Raw genomic sequence first — 21676 nt, forward strand, 5'->3', positions numbered from 1 at the left:
GTAAATCCGCCGATGAGCCATGCTGTTATTCATAATGAATAAAAGATGGTGGGTCATGATGGATTTGAACCATCGACCAATTGATTAAAAGTCAACTGCTCTACCAACTGAGCTAATGACCCGCTCTATTGTTGCAACTTAATACAACCAAACATCAATACGTAAATCCGCCGATAAAAGACCATTCAATTAATAATAAATGAATGGTGGGTCATGATGGATTTGAACCATCGACCAATTGATTAAAAGTCAACTGCTCTACCAACTGAGCTAATGACCCGCTCTTTTTGCCGCAACTTGAGTGGTTGAACCATTCGTTTGCTGCGGGCGCTTATAATACTTATTTAAAAAATGAGTGCAACCGAAATTGTCTCTTTTTTTAAGTTTTAATGCCTAGCTGTCCAATTTTAGACCGCTTATGACAAAAAGCAGTCTAATCATAGCGATTCTACATTTTTGCAAGCCGTTCAGTGGCTAATTTTGCAGCAGTTGTACTGGGGTACTGATTGATTAAATCGTTAAAGGTTTTTAACGCTTGTTCAGCTAATCCTTGCTCTTTTAACAAAGTACCCAGTTTTAACATTGCATCTGGGCGCTTATTTGAGTTTGGAAATTCATTCACGACCACTTTAAAATGTTCAGACGCTTTAACAGGATCATTTTTTATCGTCAGTAATTGCCCTAACCAGTAATGTGCATTCGACGCATAGACTGAACTTGGGTAAGTACTTAAAAAAGTTTGAAACTCAGGGATCGCTTGATCATAACGCTTATCCTTCATTATTAACGCCACTGCACGCTCATACGCTTCATTCTCAGACAAATCTGCGCTAATGGCTTGCGATGGCACCTGTTCGGTATAAGTTTCAGCAGTGCTTTGGTTAGGCTGTGCGTATGCCTGACTAACTCGGTTCTCTATTTCTTGATAAAGCTCACGCTGGCGCTGCAATACTTTTTCAAGTTTATAACTTTGCTCTTCAGTTATCCCACGTACTTGACTTACTTCATCTTGAAGTACATTGAGCTGTTGCTGTAACTCAACTTGTAGCAAGTTTCGTGACTGCATCATGTTCTCTAGTGCAGCAAGGCGTTTTTCTATACTCGATTGTGAACTTGCAGCTTCTGAAACAGGAGCGGGAGCAGCCCATAACTGGGTGCTCCCGCTCAAGATCATGGCTGCCAAAATAATTTTCGGCTTCATAATGTCTCTAATCTTAGTAAACTAGTACCGCACGGCGGTTTTTAGCGAAAGCTGATTCAGTGCGTGATTTAACCATTGGTTTTTCTTCACCATAGCTCACTACTGACATTTGGCTAGCTGAAACACCTAAGCTTTGTAAGTACTTTTCTACGGCTTGTCCACGGTTTTCACCTAGTGCAATATTGTACTCTGGCGTGCCACGTTCATCAGCATGACCTTCAATTAATACTTTAACTGATGGATTTTTTACTAAAAACTCAGCATGGGCACGTAATAGCTCGCCGTATTGACCTTCAATCGTCGCTTTATCAAAATCAAAGTAAATTACTTGCTCTTGACGAAGTGCTTCGTATTTCTCACGAAGTTGCTCTTGCGCTTGTTGCTCAGGAGTCAGTGTTGCCACTTCTACAGTATCAGTATTGTTATTTTGTTCAACTGTCGCTTGATTTGATTGATTTGCTGCACCTTCATCGATATCTGAAGATGAGCTACAAGCTGCTAGCGTCATGACTGGCACAGCAATAAGCAGGCCTTTGAGTATTTTATTAAGTTGCATTGAGTAGATTCCTATTTTGAGTAAACCAGCAAATATTACTGTAAATAAGGCGACCACGCGGGTGCCTTTACTTGTCCGTTTAGCACAGGTAAACGTGCTTTAAAGCGACCGTCCATTGATACGAGCGCAAGTACCTGCTTATTATTATGCAGCGTGCTGTAGATGATCATAGAGCCATTTGGTGCGATGCTCGGTGATTCATCAAGGCGTGTTCGCGTTAAAACTTGAAACGCGCCAGTAGCCAGCTCTTTTTTAGCTAGATGGTATTGCCCATTAGTACGGTTCACCATTACTAATTCTTTGCCATCTGGGGTGATTGAGCCCGCTAGGTTCATATCACCATCGAAGGTCATTCGTTGTGACCTACCTGTTTGTAAATTTAACTTATAAATCTGAGCATTACCACCCCTTTCCGAGGTAAACACAATATCTTGGCCGTTAGGATGCCACGATGGTTCAGTATCTATACTGCGATGACGAGTAAGGCGTGTTTCTTTGCCTGTTGCAAAATCCAGCATATAGACTTCAGTTGCACCGTTACGATCTTTAGACAGTACTAAAAGTAATTTTTTCCCATCAGGTGAAAACTGCGGTGCACCATTAATCCCTTTATGGCTAGTAATTAACTCACGTTTTCCCGTGTATAAATCTTGCATATATATTTGGCTTTGGCGGTTTTCAAACGTTACATAGGCAAGCTTTGTTCCATCTGGTGACCACGCTGGTGACATTAATGGTTCTTTAGAACGCAATAATACTTGTTCATTAAAACCATCATAATCAGCCACTACTAACTGATAAGGTTTCGGATCTTCATCACGAACAATTACATACGCTATTTTTGTTAAAAAAGCGCCACGTTCGCCCGTTAGTTTCTCATAAACAACATCACTAATACGATGAGCGTAACGTCTAAACCCAGTTTCAGTAATTATACTTTCGCGCGCTTCTTGAACATGATCTTGATTTTTAATCAATTTACCATTACTCATCATTTGCGTTTCACCGCCAGTAATCTGACCACGGATCACATCAACTAACTCGTAACTCACTAAATAACGACCATCAGTTTGTTGTGCAACTTCACCAACGAGTACTGCTTCAACACCTTTATTAACCCACGCACTGTAATCAATATCAGATTCTTTACTCGGAAACTGCGGCATATTTTCTGTACTAATCGGTTTAAACTTACCACTGCGCATTAAATCTGCGGCAATCACTTCGCTGAGTTTTTGTGGGATTGGACCAACACCTTGATACTTAAACGGCACAATAGCAATTGGACGAGCGCCATCGATTCCTTCTGTAATGACTATTTCAAGTGCCCCATTTGCAACACTCGTAAAGCCCAGAACTAAAATTAAACAAACTGCTTTGAACTTAGTGAACATACCATTCCTTTAAAATTGTGGCTTAATTGTTAAGTTAATATTTTTTAATTGCTCAAAAACATCTTTATCTTTAGATACAGGAAGCGTGTCTGCCATACGAATAGCTCTAAGAGCAGCTTCGCAAACCAGTTTATCCCCGCCTAAAGAGCGGACTTGAGTCACAAGACCATTAAAACCTAAACGAATATTCACACGGCATTGCTGGTTTTTCATTTTTTCATCAATTAATAAATTTTGCTGGATACGTGCCATTATTAACGCTTTAAACTTATCAACTTCGGTGCCAACCTGCTGTTGACGTACTTTATTACGAGCAGCTTGTTCTGTTGCCAGCTGCTCTTGCAACATTTGCTCTTGTAACGCTTTTTGGCGGGCCTCTTCGGCAGCTTCAGCACGTTTTTTAGCTGCTAACTCTTCACGTTTACGATCGTCTTCAGCTTTCTTTAATGCATCTTCTTCAGCTTTACGTTTTTCAGCCGCCGCTTGTGCAGCTAATTCCGATGCTTCTTTTTGCTTTTCAGCCTGCTGCGCTTTAGCACGTTCTTTTTGCTCTATCTCACGCGCTTTTTTTGCTTGAGCTTGCGCCTGTGCCGTTTCTTTCTCTTTTGCTCTTCGCTCTTGCTCTAATTTTTTTATACGACGATCTTCAGATTCACGTTGCTTGCGTGCATCGGTTGCTCTGCGCTCAAGATCTTGGATACGTTTATCTTCGGCTCGCTTTTGCTGCTCTTCTTTACGCCTTAGTTCAGCAATTTTTTGTTCAACCATTTTTTGATCAACCGTCACAGCTGCAACAGCGTTTTCGGCTTCTGGCATAGACGTGTTTAACGTTACTTCCATTACTTTGGGACTTGGCGCATGAAAGTTTGCAGTGCCTATGAGTACGCCTATTATTGCAAAGTGCAATAATACTGATTTAATTACTGAAGCACCCATATTAGCCTTTAGTCCCTTCAAATGATTCTGTCATTAAACCAACCGATGGAACGCCTGCGTTCTTTAAAAAATCCATTAATAGTAACACTTCTTGATATGACACTTTGCCTGATCCTTTAATCATCACTGGCGTGTCAGGATTTTTCATCAGCTGTAATTTGATGACCGCAGCCACATCAAGTGCCTCCATCGGCTCTTCAGGATCAGTGCCAATACTCACGTAATATTTACCTTGGGCATCTATCGAGGCAATGATTGGCGGCGTATCTTTCGTATCAACTAAATCTGATTCTTCCATTTTAGGAAGATCAACTTTAACGCCGTGTGTAATCAAAGGTGCTGTTGCCATAAAGATGATCAACAACACTAACATAACATCAATGTATGGGACCACGTTTATCTCTGCAACAGGACGACGCTTTTTACGTTGGTACATTCGCTTTTGCCTCTATTTGTGTAGCTGCTTGACGGTGTAAAATATTCGCAAACTCTTCCATAAAATTAATGTAATTAGATTCAAGCTTTTCAACTTTATTTGCAAAACGGTTATAAGCGATAACGGCAGGGATTGCTGCAAATAAACCCATAGCAGTTGCAATTAATGCTTCTGCAATACCAGGAGCAACCATCTGTAACGTAGCTTGTTTAACTTCACCCAATGCAATAAAGGCATTCATTATTCCCCATACAGTTCCAAATAAGCCGATATACGGGCTGATAGAACCGACAGTTGCTAAAAATGATAAGCTTGATTCAAGTTTTTCTATTTCTCGTGATAAAGCAACGCGCATAGAACGATGTGTGCCTTCCATAACAATGCTTGCACTTTCGAATGTGGTTTTTTTATGGCGTGCAAACTCTTTAAAACCAGCAATAAATAATGCCTCTACGCCTGTAGAGTTACCACTGCGTGATGTGATTTCATTATAGAGCTTACTTAAATCTATACCTGACCAAAATTTTTGTTCAAAGCGCTTAGCATTTGATAGCGCATCTGAAATAGCTTTTTTGCGCTGGAAAATAACAGCCCACGACATAACTGACATAGCCACTAATGCCAACATAACCAATTGCACAAGAAAACTTGCTTCTAGAATTAAATCTAAAAAATTAAGTCCTGATCCCACTTTAAACTCCTACTTAAGGTTTCTTGTATAAATAAACATTTTATTATACGCCAGTGTATGACCAAAAACATGGCCAAAAGTTGCAACTAGTGTATCCATTCAATTCGGTACTGACAACGCTATTGCTGTGAATTAGCAACAAAAAACGTTAAAAGACAAACTGATTGTTTTTACCTCAAATGAATCAAATATTCTATTAAATTAAAAGTAAGTACATAATGATATATATTGCTGCGTATTTATTATAAAAAACATCATAAAACACACGTTTTATTCACTATAAAAGAATAACCACCCAAAACCAATTTAAAAACATGAAGCAGGATAGTTAAACTAATGTAAAGTTAATTCAAATTAAAATTAAAAAACATTTAATTCATACACTTAAAAAATAAACAACACTAGTATCGACCACTTTTCATGCAAAAACAAAAATCAATCATTAGTTTTATTAATCTGAAAATTAAATTTTTCTAGTTTGAACAAAAATAATAAAGCCGCTATTATTCTCCCATACCGAGCTAGCGCTGCAATGAATATTTCATTACACCCAGTTCTTTGCAATATGATTCTGATTTTTCGTGTTGCTCAGTTTAAAGTCATTTTGATAAAACTTGATGAATTTAAACTACTCCCTGGATTACTTCCTTCAACTTGTTGTTTGCCCGCATTTTTTGCGGGCTTTTTTTTGCCCGCAATAAAATCACTCTTAATACCTTATCATTATCATTCTAATAACTAAATTTTAATGCACTGAATATAATTACTTGTTTGAATTATATGGATATTAAAGTATTCCACAGCAAATATTCACAATTCTCAGAGGGTATACAATATAGCTGGCAAACTTAACTGTAAGTGAACTTATTATTAGGAATTAAACAAATACTATGCCTGCTTCAAATCAGAGCACAGTATTTATTACTTTATGTAAGATGGGATTACGGGTAGGAATATGGTGTATCTTCAAGCATGCTAAAGATACAAAAGTTGACCAATATTACTCTTTTTTAGGCTGTAAGCCAAAATGGTGATATGCATTATCTGACACAATGCGCCCTCTTGGGGTTCGTTGTATAAAACCTTGTTGAATTAAGTAAGGCTCTATTACATCTTCAATGGTTTCTCTTTCTTCACCAATGGCTGCGGCTAAATTATCCAGACCAACTGGCCCGCCCATAAACTTCTCAATAATCGCGAGTAAATATTTACGATCCATATAATCGAAGCCGCTTTTATCTACGTCAATCATATTAAGCGCGAGCTCTGCAACCTCGGCATTAACTGTACCGTCTGATTTAACTTGCGTGTAATCACGCACTCGTCGCAACAGACGATTAGCTATTCGCGGAGTACCCCGTGAACGTTTAGCTATTTCGATTGCACCATCATCGCACATTTCTAAATTTAAATAATGCGCAGAGCGCCCCACAATCGTCGACAAGTCAGCCACTGAATAAAACTCTAAACGCTGTACTATACCAAAACGATCTCTCAGCGGTGATGTTAACGATCCCGCACGAGTTGTAGCGCCTATCAAAGTAAATGCAGGTAAATCAAGCTTTATTGAGCGAGCAGCTGGGCCTTCACCTATCATTAAATCTAACTGGTAATCTTCCATCGCTGGATAGAGGATCTCTTCAACTTGTGGACTGAGGCGATGAATTTCATCAATAAACAGAACATCACCCTCTTCAAGGTTTGTAAGCAATGCCGCTAAATCGCCAGCTTTTTCAAGTACAGGCCCTGAGGTTGTTTTAATACTTACACCTAGCTCGTTGGCAACAATATTGGCTAATGTTGTTTTACCTAACCCCGGCGGGCCAAATATTAATAAATGATCAAGGGCTTCACCTCGGCTTCGTGCAGCTTCAATAAAAATTTCCATTTGCTGCTTAACATGTGGCTGACCTGTGTAGTCGGCTAAAAGTTTTGGTCTAATTGCACGGTCAACAACATCTTCATTACTTTGTTCGGTGGCATCTATTAAGCGATCCGCTTCAATCATGGTTTACTCACAACATTGATTTAAGAGACTCTTTGATCAGAACCTCTGTAGACATATCTGGCTTGCTAATCGCTTTAACCGTTTTTTGTGCTTGCGCCAACTTATAGCCCAATGAAACGAGTGCAGAAATTGCATCATCAGCCGCATTATTCGCAATTAAAGCATCTGATGCGGGCTGTATTACTGCATTATCACTAAATGGCGTGAATAAGTCATTACCCCAATCTTTTAAGCGGTCTTTCATTTCAAGTACAAGGCGTTCTGCGGTTTTTTTGCCAACACCCGGTAATTTCACTAAGCTAGTTGCATCTTCATTGTTCACACAGGTTACAAATTGCTTAGCCGACATTCCTGATAAAATAGCTAAGCCTAATTTTGGTCCAACCCCATTTGCTTTAAGTAATTCACGAAATAAAGCGCGTTCAGTTTTGTTATTAAAACCAAATAATAGCTGTGCATCTTCTCTCACAACAAAATGAGTGTAAACAATTGCCGTTTCACCAATATTGGGTAAATCATAAAAACACGTCATTGGCATGTTTACCTCGTAACCTACTCCAGAGACTTCAAGTAAGATCTCAGGTGGTTGCTTCTCTACCAATATACCGTTTAATCGACCTATCATTATTATTTCCTTAGCCTTCCTCTAACGGTTTTACTGGCACTGCCCGCTAGCTTTATTAAGTTTTGATTAGAATGTGCATGACAAATAGCAATTGCCAGTGCATCCGCTGCATCGGCTTGCGGCGTACCTGGCAGCTTTAAAATATTTTTTACCATCTGTTGTACTTGTGATTTATCTGCACCACCATGGCCAACAACAGCTTGTTTAATTTGCCTTGCTGAATATTCAAATACGGGTAATTCAGCCACAGCAGCTCCGACAATAGCAGCTCCTCGGGCCTGTCCTAGTTTAAGTGCTGAATCAGGGTTATGCGCCATAAATACTTTTTCAATCGCAAACTGTTCTGGCGAAAATTGCGCTATTAATTGGCTAATACCTTGAAAGATCATTTTTAAGCGAATAGGAAATTCGTGATCCGCCAGTTTTATACATCCACTGCCTAAATAGGTAAATTTTGCACCTTGATGAGCAATGACCCCATAGCCCGTCAACCGCGAACCTGGATCAATCCCTAAAATAATAGCCAAGCTCTTGCCCAATAAATATAACTTACTAATAAAGTAATAATGCCAGAGCACTGTATAAATTACCAGTGCATTGTCAATGCAAAAACCCGCAATTGCGGGTTTTTGTGTTAATACTATAAAATGAGTCGCAATATTAACCGAGCGAGCGCAGTAAACCTTGGGTATTTTTACGCATTGTTCGAGCAATCATAAAGTAGCCTAAAACAGCCACAAATGTGCCCCCTACTAAAGGACCAATGATCCAAATATGCGGGTGTAATTTACCGGCTAAATCAAACATTTCTCGTTGCACAATAAATAATGCGACATCACTCACTAGAGCCGCAACAAAGCCAGCCGCACTGCCGAGTAATAAAAACTCGTATAATGTCGCATTTTTTATTAATCGGCCTTTTGCACCTAGGGTGCGTAAAATCACTATTTCTTGCATTCGCTCCCCTAAGCTTGCTTGCACTTGCGAAATTAAAACTAGCGCCCCACAAAGCACCACAATGGCAAGTACAAAGCCAATTGCCAATGATACTTGCGAAATAGTCGATTGAATTTGTTTAACAAAACTATCAACATCAATAGCATTAACCGTTGGGTAAGTACGTAACAATTCACTAAAGTCACGTTTTTGATCCGTCTCTATACGAACTGAAGAAATATATGTCGCAGGAAAATCTGCCAATACATCCGGACTCAAAATGATAAAAAAGTTTGGCTTTAAGGTGGCCCAATTTACTTTACGAACACTCGTTATTTTTGCATCAAACGATTGTGCGCCAATTAAAAACGTTAATGTATCACCGAGTTTTACGTCTAAACGCGCCAGCATTGATTCTTCAATTGACGCTTCACCCGTCGCACTTTCAGAAAACCACTCGCCATCAATGATCTCATTTTGCGCTGGTGATTGTGTTAACCAAGTTAAATTAAGCTCTCGCCCGATTCCAGAGCGCGCTTCTTCATCTTTTTTCTCATTATCTTGCAACGATACTTCACGCGCTACAAGTTCACCATTTACCGCATTAACACGCCCGCGAATAGTTGGGTAAAACTCTGATACTTGAATTTTCTTTTGCGCTAAATAGTCAGTTATTACGGGTAATTCAGACTCCGTAATATTAACTAAAAATGCATTAGGTGCGTCATTCGGTAATTGTGACTGCCAATCAGCAATCATGTCGTTTTTAAGTACCACCAAAAATAAAAGTAATTTAATCGCTAATGCAAAGCTAATAAGTTGCACTGAATTTGCATTTGCGCGCTTTTGAATTGATGCAATCGCCAACGACCAACTATTGCCTGGGCGTAAACCTAATTTACGTCCGCCCCCAAAGATGATCCGTGAGACCAAAAACAGTAAACCAATAAGCACCAATGTTGAAACAAACAAAATTGCAGTAATTTTTAAGTTATTACTAAATAACCACATTAATAAAAACACAGTCATTGCAGACATGGCTAAATGTACTTTACTAACAAGTAATCTATCCCCTAAATTACGACGCAACACTCGCAGCGGCGGTATATCAAATAAGTCTAACAACGGCTTAATTGAGAACATCACAGCACAAATCACACCTGTACTAATTGCCGTTATCCAAGGTTTAATACCCGCAGCAGGTAATGTATTGTTCATAGATTTAGCTAAATAGTTCGCTGCAATATCTTGTAAACCAAAGCCTATGAGCAAGCCAATAAGCACAGATAAGGCGCACACCATTGATAAATGCAATAAGTAAATTTTGCGGATCATGTCGCGGCTACCGCCAAGGGTCTTCATCATCGCGACGGGATCGTATTGACGCTCACAATAACGCTTAGCAGAAACTGCAATAGCCACAGCAGCTAAAATAATGCCTAATAAACCTGCTAACAATAAAAAGCTTTCAGCACGATTTAAGCTATTAGCGATAGGAGATTGACGGTCTTTTACACCATACCATTGCTGATTTTCTTTTATTTGTGGCTTAAGCCAAGCATAAAAGGCATTAATATCAGACTCTTCACCAGCGTATAATTGACGATAGAACACTCGGCTTCCAGGCTGCACAACTTGCGTTTTCTCAATGTCGGCGCTATTTAACAAAACACGGCGACTGCTTGAAAAAATATTAAAAGGTGCATCAGGTTCTTCCACTAATACTTTTTCAATTGTAAATTGCGCTGCGCCGAGTTCAACCGTGTCGCCCACTTTTACATTTAACGCGTAAAAAACAGATTCACTAAACCACACATTGCCCGCACTTGGCCCTTGATTTACAATTTCAACCTGTGCATCTAAACGAGCCTTAATTTTTAACTCACCTTTGAGCGGGTATTCAGGCGATACAGCTTTAACAGAGCTTAATTGCATTTCATCATTAGCAAACAACATGGTATCAAAATAAGTTAACTGGGCTGTTTTTAAATTCTGCGAATGTGCTTTTTCTAAATACGATTGTGGTAAAGCGTGACTGCTGGCAAGTACTCTATCCGCTGCGATAAATGCACTGCTTTTTTGCGCAATACTTTGGCCTATTCTGTCTGTAACCATAGACAAAGTAAGTACAGTCAAAACGGCTAATGCAATGGCAGCACAAATAACCGTGAGTTCACCACGGCGAAATTCACGAAAAAATAGTTTTAATGCTAATTTAGCCCACATCAGCAAGAACCTCGCTGGTATCTTTTACCAGTTTACCCGCCTCAATTTGCAAAACATACTGGCATTTCGCAGCAAGTGCCTCATCGTGAGTCACCAGTATTAGTGTTGTGCCATGTTGTTCATTAAGCTCAAAAAGTAAAGACTCAATCAATTTACCATTTTTACTGTCTAGGTTTGCTGAAGGCTCATCGGCAAATAATATTTTAGGCGTACCAATAAACGCACGGGCAATGGCTACACGCTGCTGCTCTCCGCCTGATAGTTGTGATGGGTAATGTTCTATGCGATGGCTTAACCCTACTTTTTCAAGTAAATCTAACGCTTGTTGTTTTGCATTAGCGCTGCCCGCTAACTCCGCAGGAAGCATTACATTTTCAAGGGCAGTTAAACTTTGTACAAGCATAAAAGACTGAAATACAAACCCAATTTTTTGTGCTCGCAGTGCTGCTCTTGCCTCCTCATCAAGTGTATGCAAAGCATCACCATCAAGAATTATTTCACCCTGTGTTGATTGATCAAGTCCAGCTAATAAACTAAGTAAGGTCGATTTACCTGAACCTGACGTGCCAACTACAGCAACTGAGTCACCAGACTTGACATTAAAGCTGATGTCGCTGAGGATGGGCAACTCACCTTCAAGGGTATTTACCGTTTTAGACAGTCCATTAACTTGAATAATATTTACTTGAGATAGCGCTGACATATGATGCATTCAATCCTACGTTTAATATTTGTTTTTCTAATTGTAATCAAACCACTTACAGCTGCAGCTGACAACACAATTTTAATTTTAGGTGACAGTTTAAGCGCCGCTTATGGTCTAAAACAAGAGCAAGGCTGGGTTAAATTGTTACAAGATAAGTACGACAAAGAGCAACTAAACATCCAACTTATCAATGCCAGTATCAGTGGTGAAACCACTGGCGGTGCACTAAGACGTTTAGACTCATTGTTAAATGAATTTCAGCCAAGTCACGTACTTATTGAACTTGGCGGTAACGACGGCTTACGTGGTTTTCCAATAAAAAGGCTTGAGCAAAACCTCACCCAATTGGTAAACCTAAGCAAACAAGCTGACGCCAATATAGCTATTATGGAAATACACATTCCACCTAATTACGGCCCACGTTATACCAGTCAGTTTACAGGTAGTTTTGAAAAAGTCGCCACCGCAACTGACAGCCACTTAATGGACTTTTTTGTACTCAATGTTGCAGGCGATCCAACGCTGATGCAAAACGACAATATACACCCTAACAAAACTGCACAACCTATATTACGTGACATTATGTATAAATCGATCAAAATGTGGCTAGAAAAGTAACCTTTTGCCACTATACAGTTATTAACTAAGTTCAATAAATGTTCAAACAAACAAAAGGTTATTGATTTTTTATAAAATATGGGTATATTGCATGGAAAGTCGGTATGTGGCGCAGCTTGGTAGCGCACTGTCATGGGGTGGCAGGGGTCGAGAGTTCGAATCTCTCCATACCGACCAATTATATTTCCCCTCACTTCTATTTCACCGTTATTCTTTGCATCCTCATTAATTTGCTTTATGAAGAGTGAATAATGGCTATTCCGATAATTTTATGTTTTCAAATAAAATTCAAGTTTTTATTTTGTACGCCGTTAATTAAACATGCTTTGGTGACAGTGTTTACTTAGCCCGCAGAGTTTTAAGCTTACACGAGCCCTGTTAAACACTGTCGTATTGTATTGAAAAATATAACAACATTTTAAACATGCCGACTTATTAAAGCCTAAATTAGGGTAATAAGTCGTTATTTATAACAAGTTGCTATTTTATGTACAGGAGGTACTGCGTGGACTTTTCTAATGATGAACAACAGTTTTTATCAAACTTATTTAAAGGCCAAGCCAAGCAGCAATTACCTGCAAATCAACGCCTGACTGTGCAAAGTGATATTCCGGCTAAAATAGCGAATCTATTTATTAATGCTAAGTTGACTTTACTCGCTGAGGTCGGTCACTATCAGTTGTGGTTTCCTTTAGAATTTAAAACTGATGAATCAGGGTTGTTAACCCCGATACTTAGCTCACCTGAAGTTATTGACACCACAGGTACACAACGAAGTTGGCGCTTAGACAATTTAAATATACAAAGTGACGGGTTTAAAATTGAGTCAATATCTAGCACCGGGATCTTTTTAAAACCAATCAGCAATAAAGTGCCTTTAATTACTCATCACAGAATGCAATTTTATCTGCCAAATAAAAAACACATCATTATTAGCATTGAACCAGTTAGACAAAATAAGCAAGGTATCGCAGCTAAAATAACTCATATTCATGAAGGGAAAGATCACCTTCGCGACTATTTATTTAGTGTTCATAAACGACAATATGTAAATTTATATACCGCTATTGCTTAGAGTTAGTTGCGAAGTGAAGAATCCATCGATAAGCTGTCTTTTTTATTGTTACTAATGAAGGTTTTATGAGCGATACTATTTATCCAATTGGAACAGCTAACATTTCATGGAATGATGATGAGAAACAACAATGGTTCGATTCTCAAAACATTAAGCGTAGCTACCACAATGATGTTGTGTCATTAATAAATGAACTTACAGATGAGTGTGATGTTGAACAATATGGTGAACTTGTTTATCAAGACGCTAATTACCCCCTCTTTGCTATTAAATCTCGTAATTGGCAAAACAATAAACCAACCGTATTAGTAACTGGTGGTGTGCATGGCTATGAAACCAGCGGTGTGCATGGTGCAATTCGGTTTATTAAAACATTAGGTAGACATTACAGTGAGCATTTTAACCTTGTGGTAACGCCCTGTATCAGCCCGTGGGGCTATGAAACAATAAACCGCTGGAATCCAGCTGCCATAGATCCTAACCGTTCTTTTTATGCTAATAGCCCTGCCCCTGAATCTGCAAATGTGATGGCTTACATTGCTGGGCTTGGTGTTGAGCTAGTTGCACATATTGATCTACACGAAACAACCGACACCGATAACAGTGAGTTTCGCCCTGCACTTGCTGCGCGCGATGGTAAAATTAATACTAATTGGAATATTCCTGATGGTTTTTATTTAGTTGCTGATTCAGCGAAACCAGCGGCAGAATTTCAAAAGGCTATTATTGAAAACGTTACAAAAATAACACACATTGCACCCAGTGATGAAAATAACCAATTAATAGGCGTGCCGCAAGAGCAATTTGGCGTTATCAACTATGCGGCACGCGAGCTTGGTTTATGCATGGGCTTTAGCGATGCAAAGTTTGTAACAACAACTGAGGTATACCCAGATAGCCCAACAGCAACGGATGAAGAATGTATTCTTGCACAAGTTGCTGCGATTGCCGGTGCGCTTGACTATATAGCTTCACAACAATAATCGTATTTAAAACAGATCCATCTACTGAATAACTTTCGGGTCTGCTTTTTACTAGGGCGTGTTGACCTTTGTGGATTGACATTTGTTCAATCTAGGGGCGATTTAATCGCGGCGCGAGGTTTGGAATCGAGTGGGCTCGATAACTGCTCCTGCGTTATTCTACTGGCTCACATCCATGTGAGAATAAGTAAAAATCGAGCAAAGCTTCCGCGCCCTGCTCACGCCCCTTACCTACATCGGTGTAAGTAACAAAGAGTTAATCGCCCCTAGGAAGAACCCTTTGGGCAGCGCATGTTTGGAATTTATACTGCGTTATCGCCTATTTATGGGGAACGACCACACACCATAGGCGCTGCCTTGCCTAAATACCTAACATACGGCTGTAAAATCAATCACGAAAGGTCAACACGCCCTAGACTAAATTATATATTTGTTTAAAATTCACGCTCTTTTATTTTTACAAGGAAGCAAATGGAATTTAAAAACAAATACGGTAGAGTCGTTTTAGAACGTGATCACAGCATTATTATCGGACATTTTCACGGCAATATTAACGCAAACCTAGTCTGTCAATTTAGTAACAGCATTTTTGAACACATTAAACCTTTTGCAGGAAGACCTTGGGCGTATATCAGTAACTCATACACGGCATGTGCAGCAACGCCTGAGGCTGAGGAACAATTTACACATTTAGCAAAACAAATGATACAGAGTAACTGTATTGCTAGCGCCTATATTTTAGGCTCGTCTTTAGTGGTTAATCAAATGCAACGTATTATGAATAATGCAGGCTTGATGATTGATATTAAAAGTCGTTTGTTTGCTGATTTATATCAGGCTAAAGAACATATAAATGAACAATTTAAGTTGCTAACGTGTTGATAAATCAACTACGTTAGCAATCCACATATTTAATTACGGTAAAATAAGCTTGGTGTTGTAATGGTAATACTTGGATCTTCCTTCGCTGTAATTACAAACTCTAATTTAGTAACTTTTTTATCTACATCGTAGCCATCTGCAATTATAGTTACCGGCACACGTTTAAGTAAGCCTGGCTCAACGAGTATCAACGCTGGGCTTTGTAATTTTGCAATATCAAACCCTTTTAAATCAATTGTATAATGAAGTGGTTGCTGTGTTTTATTAATAATTGTTAGCGTGTATGGGTTTTCAACCAGTCCTTCATAGTTAACTCGGTATAAAGCGTTACGATCACGTAATACCGATGCTTCTATGGGGGTTCTTTGCGCTAACCATGCCACCATAGCAAGCGTTAACAGTGCAGTTAAAGCGCCGTAACCTATCAATTTTAACCTAAATGGATTTGTGTGTTTTCCTGCCATTTGTTGCTCGCTGGCGTATTTGATCAAACCTTTTTGATATCCGAATTTAGTCATCGTATCGTCGCAAGCGTCAATACATAAACCACAATTAATGCATTCATATTGCAAGCCATTTCGAATATCAATACCGGCTGGGCACACCTCTACACATAAGTTACAGTCAACACAATCTCCTAGGCCAACAGTTTTTGGGTCAACTTTACGTTTGCGCGGTCCACGGCTTTCACCACGCTCGTTATCATAAGTGACGACAAGTGTATCTTTGTCAAACATAACTGATTGAAAACGCGAATAAGGGCACGCAACTGTACACATTTTTTCACGTAAAAAGCCTGCATTACCATAGGTGCAAAATGCAAACAGAAAAACCCAAAAACTAGTAATACCTGACCATTCAAAAAAGAACATGTCAGCGTAAAGTGTTTTTGCTGGTATAAAGTAAGCCATAAATGACGTTGCTGTGAGCACTGAAATAACTAACCATGCGCTGTGTTTGGTTATTTTTTTACGTGTTTTAGTGATCCCCCAAGGCGCTTTATCAAGCTGAATTCGTTGATTTCGGCTGCCTTCAATTCGTTCTTCAACCCAAGAAAATAACAACATCCAAATAGTTTGCGGGCATGTGTAACCACACCAAACTCTTCCTAACCAATTAGTTACAAAAAACAACGCAAACGCTGCAACCATAAATAGCAGCGCTAATATCATAAAGTCTTGAGGTAAGAGCGTTAAACCAAAAATGGTAAACTTTTGTGTTGCTACATCGAATAAAACCGCCTGTTGCCCATTGTAAGGGATCCACGGAATAGCAATAAACGTGAGCATCAACAGCCAGCCAAGGTGGCGGCGAATACGTTGGAAAAACCCTTTTTGCTCACGAATATAAATTGGCCCTTCATTTTTGTAGGGCTTGATGATCATATCTTCTTCTTTAATATCAAACTTCATAATACTTACTTCATGGTGACGGTGACTAAGCAAGTATTTGCAACTTTCAGACCAAACTGAAACTTAATTTAAGCTCATGATATTATTGATTTAAATTTAAATGGCTAGTTTTTAACTCGTTAAATAAAACGAAAAACGTTAAATATCACGAATCCCTTTCAATTCCCAATTTTCTCATTTTAGATCGTAACGTACTTTCATGTAGCCCAAGCTTAGTAGCTGCTCCGTGTGCACCTGATATCTTCCAATTTGATAGTTCAAGTACAGACACTATATGACTCTTTTGTGCCTCATCGAGGGTTAAGCTGATGTTAAATGCCGTGTTCGGTGGCATGCTCAAAGGTTGACTTAAATGTAAAATAGGCTGTTTGCTAAGAATAGCTTCACGTTCGAGTACATTTTGTAGCTCACGAATATTACCTGGCCAATCATAAGCTTGCAGCTGGCTAATAGCTTTTTTACTTAACCCCTTCAGTTGCTTACCAAGGCGTTTATTCAATTGCGCAATTAAGTTGGTACATAATAATGGAATATCTTCTTTGCGCTCTTTTAATGCAGGCACTTTAATTGGGAATACATTTAAACGATAATAAAGATCCATTCTAAACGCACCTTGCTGTACCATTTGCCAAAGATCGCGATTGGTTGCTGCGACAATGCGAATATCAACTTTAATTGTATGGCTAGAGCCTACCCGTTCGAATTCATGCTCTTGTAATACGCGCAGTAATTTACTTTGCGCTTCGGGCGGTAACTCCCCTATTTCGTCTAAAAATAAAGTCCCTTTATCTGCCAACTCAAATCGCCCTTTACGACGCTCATTTGCGCCTGTAAAAGCCCCTTTTTCATGTCCGAATAACTCTGATTCGAGCAAACTTGGTGTAAATGCTGCGCAGTTAACCTTTATAAACGACTGGTTTGAGCGTTCGCTGAGGCGATGTAAGTTACGCGCAACAAGCTCTTTACCAGTGCCATTTTCACCTAAAATCAGCACTGTACTAGTGGTTTGCGCTACAAGTTTAATTTGTTCAAGCATGTTTTGAAAAATATGACTGTGTCCAACTAATCCAGAATCTTGCCAATCTTCGTTAAGCTGTGCAATTAAGTAATTATTTTCGTCTTTAAGTTGCTCACTTAAATCTTTAACTTGGGTTAACGCTTGACGTAGCGCGTGTTCGGTTTGATGCTGCTTGGATACATCACGAAATATCGCGACCGCACCAATCAGTTGGTCATTTTTATAAACCGGTGTTGACGTGTATTCAACCGGAAAATTACTGCCATCTTTACGCCAAAAAACTTCATCCTTTACATGGCGGTGTTTACCATCAAACATGGTGCAATATATTTGGCATTCATCCGCGGGGTAAGGCCGCCCGTCAGCGTGGCTGTGATGATGATATTGATGTATTTTTTTCCCTAGTAGCTCAGCGGCTTGCCAGCCTGTCATTCTCTCTGCAGCTGGGTTTATAAACACGGCATTGCCACTGAGATCAAAACCATATATGCCTTCACCTACCGCATTGAGAAGTAATGTAGGATCATTTAAAAATTGCTTTATCATTGCACACCAAATTCGTGAAATATCGCGAGCATTATGGCAAATTTACATCTTTAGTTACATTAATTATTTAACAAATAATTACATCGGCCAGTACAAACATTTAAACTAGTTAAAACAACAAAAATAGAGGGATCATATGTCACTTCAGGTTCAACAACTTAACAAACACTATCACACAGTGACCGCGGTAAATAATTTATCCTTTGAGGTAAATCAAGGTGAAATATTTGCATTGTTAGGTCCTAACGGAGCCGGTAAATCATCGTTAGTAAAAATGCTCGTCGGATTTACACACGCTGATAGTGGCTGTATTAAATTAATTGATGGCTCTCAAAGCTATAGTCAAATTCCTGCCCACCTACTTGGCTATTTACCTGAGGATCGCGGTCTTTATCCTGAAAAAACACTCAAACAAAATTTACAATTTTTTGCAAGTCTCCATGGTGTATCAAATAATGACTTTAATAAACGCTGTGAATATTGGTTAGATAAATTTAGCTTATCATCACGTATTAATGATCCATTAAAGTCTCTTTCTAAAGGTAATCAGCAAAAAGTTCAGCTCATCAGCGCTATTTTACATGAGCCAAAATGGGTTATTTTAGATGAACCATTTTCTGGATTAGACCCTATCAATCAAGAGTTGGTGGTCGAATTTTTAGCGCAATTAAAGCAACAAGGTATGACCGTTATTTTAAGTGCGCATCAAATGGCGATGGTTGAAAAGCTTGCGGATCGGGTTTTATTACTCAACCAAGGCCAAAGCGTGTTATATGGTGATTTAACCAACATTTTAACCACGCAACAAGCAAGGGTTATAAAAGTACAGTTTGCCGAGCCGCTTGATGAATTAGCGGTAAATGAACTAAAAGATAAGTACAATGTTGAACAAATAAAAGCACAACAATTGCAAATCACCCTTTTAGAAGAGCAATCACTGAACACTCTTTTGCCGTCATTATTAGTACTCGGCGATATAGTTGAATTAAAAAATCAGGCCCAGTCATTACACAGCCTTTATCTAAATGCCGTCTCTGAGCATAATAAAAAGTTAAAGCAAGGAGCTCAACTATGAAAGCACAGTCATTAAAAAGCACCCAAATTTGGACCGTGGCAAAATGGGAGTTTTTGCACTTTTTTAAATTAAAACAAGAAATTATTTCAAAACTGATCATGCTTGTCATCGCTGGCGTTATTTATTTCTTTGCAGCAAATAATCAGCAACTTGAACAAAGTTACACTATCGCAACTGATACCGATTTCACTCTCAATGCGGGCAATAGCCAACAGAGCAACTTTAACTTTATACCCGTGAACGATCTTGATCATGTGATCAAAAACTTAAATGAAACTAAAGAGTATGATGCCGTTATTCGTTTTAACTCACCTGATGGGCGGGTCTCACTTATCACCGCAGAAAAAGCAAGCTGGCAATTACAACTAAGCAGTTTATTAAGCACAGAGCTACAGCATGCGCAATTTAATAAACTCAATTTAACTCAAGAGCAACAACTAGGTTTACGTACACAAGTACTTATAGAGCACCAGGTTTTAGATGAATTACTAAAAAACCAAGCAGATAAAAGTCAAACTTACACTGCGTTTGGTGTATTAATTTTGCTTTTTATAGCGATGTTTGGTGTGTTTGGCCAGCTTTTTGTGAGTATCACTGGTGAAAAACAGAACCGTGTTACAGAACAAATTATGGCAACCATGACACCGCAAACATGGATTGACGGTAAATTAACAGGGCAAATATTATTAGCCGTAAAAACAATGGTCGGCACTTTGCTATCCATTGTACTTTCAATGCTATTTTTTACTGTGGTGATAAAACAACAAGCGATTGATCTGCACTTTGTGAATTGGGCGTTGTTGCCATGGTTTTTTGCCTTTGCGATTGCTGGTCTTGCTATTTGCGCGGCCTTTATGGCGGCAATTGCCGCTGGGATAGACGATCCTAACCACAGTAGTAAAAGTGCATTAATGATGCTGCCTATTGCACCTATTGTAATCGCCTTTTTTGTAATGGACGCCCCGAATAGCATACTGACAGTGATATTAAGTTATTTACCAATCACTGCTTTTGCTGTTATGCCTGTACGTATGTCGCTAGTTGAGTTACCACTGTGGCAACCTTTGCTCTCACTCGTACTTAGCATTGGCTGTTTTTATTACTTGCGAATAGTTGCCGCTCGTATTTTCAAAATGGGGATGAATATGTACGGTAAAGAACCTAGTTTAAAAGCAATGTGGTCAGCTATTTTTAAATAATCTAAGGTCTAATTTATTTTAACTTTTTCTTTTTGATACTTTTCTTTTTGATATTTGCAGTACTCCACATAAGATCCTAGACAGGCTGTAAATAAGCAGCCTGTCTAACTATACTCTTCGTTAATGGCTATGAGTTTTACTATTTATATAATCGGTCAGAGCAAACAATACACCTGAGACCACGAATGTCACATGTATTAATACCTTTAACATAAGTTGTTCGCTGGTGTAGGTTGACGAAATTATAAAAACTTTAAGGAGCTCAACAGCTGAAATAGCGACAATCGCACTGATTAATTTCATCTTCAAACCAGAAAAACCAACTTTCCCCATCCATGCAGGGCGGTCTTCATGGTTTTCAATATTTAACTTCGATACAAAGTTTTCATAACCACTAAAGGTAATGATCAATAGTAACCCCGCTAATAATGCCGTATCAACTAGGGTTAAAATACCCACTAACAATTCTTGGCTTGTTGCTGTGAATGTTGATACACCCATTAAATACAGTAATTTGAAAAATTTAATGAGTAATAAAATTACAGCAAAGAGTAAACCAACAAAAAATGGAGCCAATAACCAGCGGCCACGAAATATCAACGTTTCAAGAAGATGTTCAGCTTTACCTGCTTGGCGTGGAATTTTATTTGGGTTGGGATTATCCATAGTACTCATCAATTTATAAAAACCCGACTCTATCTGAGTTTCTAGCTCGATACAAATACTTATCTACATCAGCAGCTGATTTTTGTGTTAGCTTTTTCATCCTAACGATAAAAATATTTCGTTATCTTTTATTCTCATTTAGTTTGAAAATCAACTTACCAACAGCATGCTGCTTGATTGGTTAACTCTTGTTTTTGAATGTTCAAAAACAATCGTCACTACATTTTTAGGATTAAACGAATGAAAAAAGCATTGCTAGCGCTTATGGTAGCGCCATTATTTGCGGTTTCTGCAACTTTTGCTGTTGCTGACGATGCTGTTGACGCTTCAGCCGAAACAATTAAAGAATACACAGAAATGTGTTTAAACTGGGCTAAAGACGACGATATCAGTAATGATGAGCTGAAACCATACGTTTTAAAATGCGTAAATGATGAACTTGAAGCAGAAGGCTATAACAAAGTCACTGATGTAAAAATTTAATCGT

The 21676-nt window shown here is 38.9% G+C and carries 21 protein-coding genes and 3 tRNA genes; 8 read left to right on the top strand and 16 right to left on the bottom strand.

Annotated features, from left to right (window positions below; translation table 11 throughout):
* Nucleotides 1–46: 46 nt before the first annotated feature.
* The 13 genes from HJP15_RS18435 to HJP15_RS18495 all read right to left on the bottom strand — a co-directional run bounded on the left by HJP15_RS18435 (nt 47) and on the right by HJP15_RS18495 (nt 11712).
* Nucleotides 47–122: transfer RNA gene (locus tag HJP15_RS18435), tRNA-Lys, on the bottom strand.
* Between the two features lie 82 nt (nt 123–204).
* Nucleotides 205–280: transfer RNA gene (locus HJP15_RS18440), tRNA-Lys, on the bottom strand.
* A 168-nt stretch (nt 281–448) separates the two neighbouring features.
* Nucleotides 449–1201 (bottom strand): tol-pal system protein YbgF, encoded by a 753-nt coding sequence (gene ybgF / locus HJP15_RS18445; protein ID WP_054204781.1) that lies wholly within the window; start codon nt 1199–1201, stop codon nt 449–451.
* 13 nt (nt 1202–1214) lie between these two features.
* Nucleotides 1215–1757 (bottom strand): peptidoglycan-associated lipoprotein Pal, encoded by a 543-nt coding sequence (gene pal, locus HJP15_RS18450; protein ID WP_169328534.1) that lies wholly within the window; start codon nt 1755–1757, stop codon nt 1215–1217.
* A gap of 35 nt (nt 1758–1792) precedes the next feature.
* Nucleotides 1793–3151, bottom strand: a complete 1359-nt coding sequence (gene tolB / locus HJP15_RS18455; protein ID WP_054204783.1) for a Tol-Pal system beta propeller repeat protein TolB — start codon at nt 3149–3151, stop codon at nt 1793–1795.
* Between the two features lie 9 nt (nt 3152–3160).
* On the bottom strand, nt 3161–4087 hold the full coding sequence (gene tolA, locus HJP15_RS18460) for a cell envelope integrity protein TolA (RefSeq protein WP_054204784.1): 927 nt from the start codon (nt 4085–4087) through the stop codon (nt 3161–3163).
* Between the two features lies 1 nt (nt 4088).
* A complete protein-coding gene (gene tolR / locus HJP15_RS18465; protein ID WP_054204785.1) occupies nt 4089–4523 on the bottom strand; it encodes a protein TolR in 435 nt (144 codons plus the stop codon).
* Complete coding sequence (tolQ, locus tag HJP15_RS18470) at nt 4510–5214, bottom strand: protein TolQ (protein ID WP_054204786.1); 705 nt, start codon at nt 5212–5214, stop codon at nt 4510–4512. The genes tolR and tolQ overlap by 14 nt, the downstream gene beginning before the upstream one ends.
* A gap of 1000 nt (nt 5215–6214) precedes the next feature.
* Complete coding sequence (gene ruvB / locus HJP15_RS18475) at nt 6215–7222, bottom strand: Holliday junction branch migration DNA helicase RuvB (RefSeq protein WP_054204787.1); 1008 nt, start codon at nt 7220–7222, stop codon at nt 6215–6217.
* Nucleotides 7223–7229: 7 nt separating this feature from the next.
* Nucleotides 7230–7847 carry a Holliday junction branch migration protein RuvA gene (gene ruvA, locus HJP15_RS18480; protein WP_054204788.1) on the bottom strand — a complete coding sequence of 206 codons (618 nt, stop codon included), beginning with the start codon at nt 7845–7847 and terminating at the stop codon, nt 7230–7232.
* A 2-nt stretch (nt 7848–7849) separates the two neighbouring features.
* On the bottom strand, nt 7850–8374 hold the full coding sequence (ruvC, locus tag HJP15_RS18485) for a crossover junction endodeoxyribonuclease RuvC (RefSeq protein ID WP_054204806.1): 525 nt from the start codon (nt 8372–8374) through the stop codon (nt 7850–7852).
* 133 nt (nt 8375–8507) lie between these two features.
* Complete coding sequence (locus tag HJP15_RS18490; protein ID WP_054455690.1) at nt 8508–11009, bottom strand: ABC transporter permease; 2502 nt, start codon at nt 11007–11009, stop codon at nt 8508–8510.
* Nucleotides 10999–11712, bottom strand: a complete 714-nt coding sequence (locus HJP15_RS18495; RefSeq protein WP_170174315.1) for an ABC transporter ATP-binding protein — start codon at nt 11710–11712, stop codon at nt 10999–11001. The genes HJP15_RS18490 and HJP15_RS18495 overlap by 11 nt, the downstream gene beginning before the upstream one ends.
* On the opposite strand from HJP15_RS18495, the gene HJP15_RS18500 reads away from it, so the two are divergent.
* The 5 genes from HJP15_RS18500 to HJP15_RS18520 all read left to right on the top strand — a co-directional run bounded on the left by HJP15_RS18500 (nt 11713) and on the right by HJP15_RS18520 (nt 15273).
* A complete protein-coding gene (locus HJP15_RS18500) occupies nt 11713–12333 on the top strand; it encodes an arylesterase (protein WP_054204791.1) in 621 nt (206 codons plus the stop codon). It abuts the gene before it with no gap.
* A gap of 100 nt (nt 12334–12433) precedes the next feature.
* A tRNA-Pro gene (locus tag HJP15_RS18505) sits at nt 12434–12510 on the top strand.
* Between the two features lie 328 nt (nt 12511–12838).
* A complete protein-coding gene (locus HJP15_RS18510) occupies nt 12839–13408 on the top strand; it encodes a hypothetical protein (RefSeq protein ID WP_064435979.1) in 570 nt (189 codons plus the stop codon).
* A 65-nt stretch (nt 13409–13473) separates the two neighbouring features.
* A complete protein-coding gene (locus HJP15_RS18515) occupies nt 13474–14391 on the top strand; it encodes a M14 family metallopeptidase (RefSeq protein WP_054206543.1) in 918 nt (305 codons plus the stop codon).
* Nucleotides 14392–14862: 471 nt separating this feature from the next.
* Nucleotides 14863–15273, top strand: a complete 411-nt coding sequence (locus HJP15_RS18520) for a hypothetical protein (RefSeq protein ID WP_170174316.1) — start codon at nt 14863–14865, stop codon at nt 15271–15273.
* A 29-nt stretch (nt 15274–15302) separates the two neighbouring features.
* Here HJP15_RS18520 and ccoG read toward each other — a convergent pair whose 3' ends face one another.
* Both ccoG and HJP15_RS18530 read right to left on the bottom strand, forming a co-directional pair.
* Complete coding sequence (gene ccoG / locus HJP15_RS18525; protein ID WP_170174317.1) at nt 15303–16685, bottom strand: cytochrome c oxidase accessory protein CcoG; 1383 nt, start codon at nt 16683–16685, stop codon at nt 15303–15305.
* A 145-nt stretch (nt 16686–16830) separates the two neighbouring features.
* Nucleotides 16831–18249, bottom strand: coding sequence for a sigma-54 interaction domain-containing protein (locus HJP15_RS18530; protein WP_054206540.1), 1419 nt, complete (start codon nt 18247–18249; stop codon nt 16831–16833).
* Between the two features lie 136 nt (nt 18250–18385).
* On the opposite strand from HJP15_RS18530, the gene HJP15_RS18535 reads away from it, so the two are divergent.
* Nucleotides 18386–19324 carry an ABC transporter ATP-binding protein gene (locus HJP15_RS18535; protein ID WP_170174318.1) on the top strand — a complete coding sequence of 313 codons (939 nt, stop codon included), beginning with the start codon at nt 18386–18388 and terminating at the stop codon, nt 19322–19324.
* Nucleotides 19321–20523, top strand: coding sequence for an ABC transporter permease (locus HJP15_RS18540; RefSeq protein WP_170174319.1), 1203 nt, complete (start codon nt 19321–19323; stop codon nt 20521–20523). The genes HJP15_RS18535 and HJP15_RS18540 overlap by 4 nt, the downstream gene beginning before the upstream one ends.
* A 120-nt stretch (nt 20524–20643) precedes the next feature.
* Here HJP15_RS18540 and HJP15_RS18545 read toward each other — a convergent pair whose 3' ends face one another.
* Nucleotides 20644–21189 carry a TIGR00645 family protein gene (locus tag HJP15_RS18545; RefSeq protein ID WP_054206537.1) on the bottom strand — a complete coding sequence of 182 codons (546 nt, stop codon included), beginning with the start codon at nt 21187–21189 and terminating at the stop codon, nt 20644–20646.
* 240 nt (nt 21190–21429) lie between these two features.
* Here HJP15_RS18545 and HJP15_RS18550 point away from each other — a divergent pair, with 240 nt between their 5' ends.
* Complete coding sequence (locus HJP15_RS18550; RefSeq protein WP_054206536.1) at nt 21430–21672, top strand: hypothetical protein; 243 nt, start codon at nt 21430–21432, stop codon at nt 21670–21672.
* Nucleotides 21673–21676: the final 4 nt, after the last annotated feature.

It is taken from the genome of Pseudoalteromonas sp. NEC-BIFX-2020_002 (assembly GCF_013002825.1).
GTDB lineage: Bacteria > Pseudomonadota > Gammaproteobacteria > Enterobacterales > Alteromonadaceae > Pseudoalteromonas > Pseudoalteromonas neustonica.

Excerpts from the sequence above, each read along its gene's own strand:
- ybgF (WP_054204781.1), bottom strand. The coding sequence starts at position 1,201 with ATGAAGCCGAAAATTATTTTGGCAGCCATGATCTTGAGCGGGAGCACC.
- pal (WP_169328534.1), bottom strand. The coding sequence starts at position 1,757 with ATGCAACTTAATAAAATACTCAAAGGCCTGCTTATTGCTGTGCCAGTC.
- tolB (WP_054204783.1), bottom strand. The coding sequence starts at position 3,151 with ATGTTCACTAAGTTCAAAGCAGTTTGTTTAATTTTAGTTCTGGGCTTT.
- tolA (WP_054204784.1), bottom strand. The coding sequence starts at position 4,087 with ATGGGTGCTTCAGTAATTAAATCAGTATTATTGCACTTTGCAATAATA.
- tolR (WP_054204785.1), bottom strand. The coding sequence starts at position 4,523 with ATGTACCAACGTAAAAAGCGTCGTCCTGTTGCAGAGATAAACGTGGTC.
- ruvB (WP_054204787.1), bottom strand. The coding sequence starts at position 7,222 with ATGATTGAAGCGGATCGCTTAATAGATGCCACCGAACAAAGTAATGAA.
- ruvA (WP_054204788.1), bottom strand. The coding sequence starts at position 7,847 with ATGATAGGTCGATTAAACGGTATATTGGTAGAGAAGCAACCACCTGAG.
- HJP15_RS18490 (WP_054455690.1), bottom strand. The coding sequence starts at position 11,009 with ATGTGGGCTAAATTAGCATTAAAACTATTTTTTCGTGAATTTCGCCGT.
- HJP15_RS18495 (WP_170174315.1), bottom strand. The coding sequence starts at position 11,712 with ATGTCAGCGCTATCTCAAGTAAATATTATTCAAGTTAATGGACTGTCT.
- HJP15_RS18500 (WP_054204791.1), top strand. The coding sequence starts at position 11,713 with ATGATGCATTCAATCCTACGTTTAATATTTGTTTTTCTAATTGTAATC.
- HJP15_RS18515 (WP_054206543.1), top strand. The coding sequence starts at position 13,474 with ATGAGCGATACTATTTATCCAATTGGAACAGCTAACATTTCATGGAAT.
- HJP15_RS18520 (WP_170174316.1), top strand. The coding sequence starts at position 14,863 with ATGGAATTTAAAAACAAATACGGTAGAGTCGTTTTAGAACGTGATCAC.
- ccoG (WP_170174317.1), bottom strand. The coding sequence starts at position 16,685 with ATGAAGTTTGATATTAAAGAAGAAGATATGATCATCAAGCCCTACAAA.
- HJP15_RS18530 (WP_054206540.1), bottom strand. The coding sequence starts at position 18,249 with ATGATAAAGCAATTTTTAAATGATCCTACATTACTTCTCAATGCGGTA.
- HJP15_RS18535 (WP_170174318.1), top strand. The coding sequence starts at position 18,386 with ATGTCACTTCAGGTTCAACAACTTAACAAACACTATCACACAGTGACC.
- HJP15_RS18540 (WP_170174319.1), top strand. The coding sequence starts at position 19,321 with ATGAAAGCACAGTCATTAAAAAGCACCCAAATTTGGACCGTGGCAAAA.
- HJP15_RS18545 (WP_054206537.1), bottom strand. The coding sequence starts at position 21,189 with ATGGATAATCCCAACCCAAATAAAATTCCACGCCAAGCAGGTAAAGCT.
- HJP15_RS18550 (WP_054206536.1), top strand. The coding sequence starts at position 21,430 with ATGAAAAAAGCATTGCTAGCGCTTATGGTAGCGCCATTATTTGCGGTT.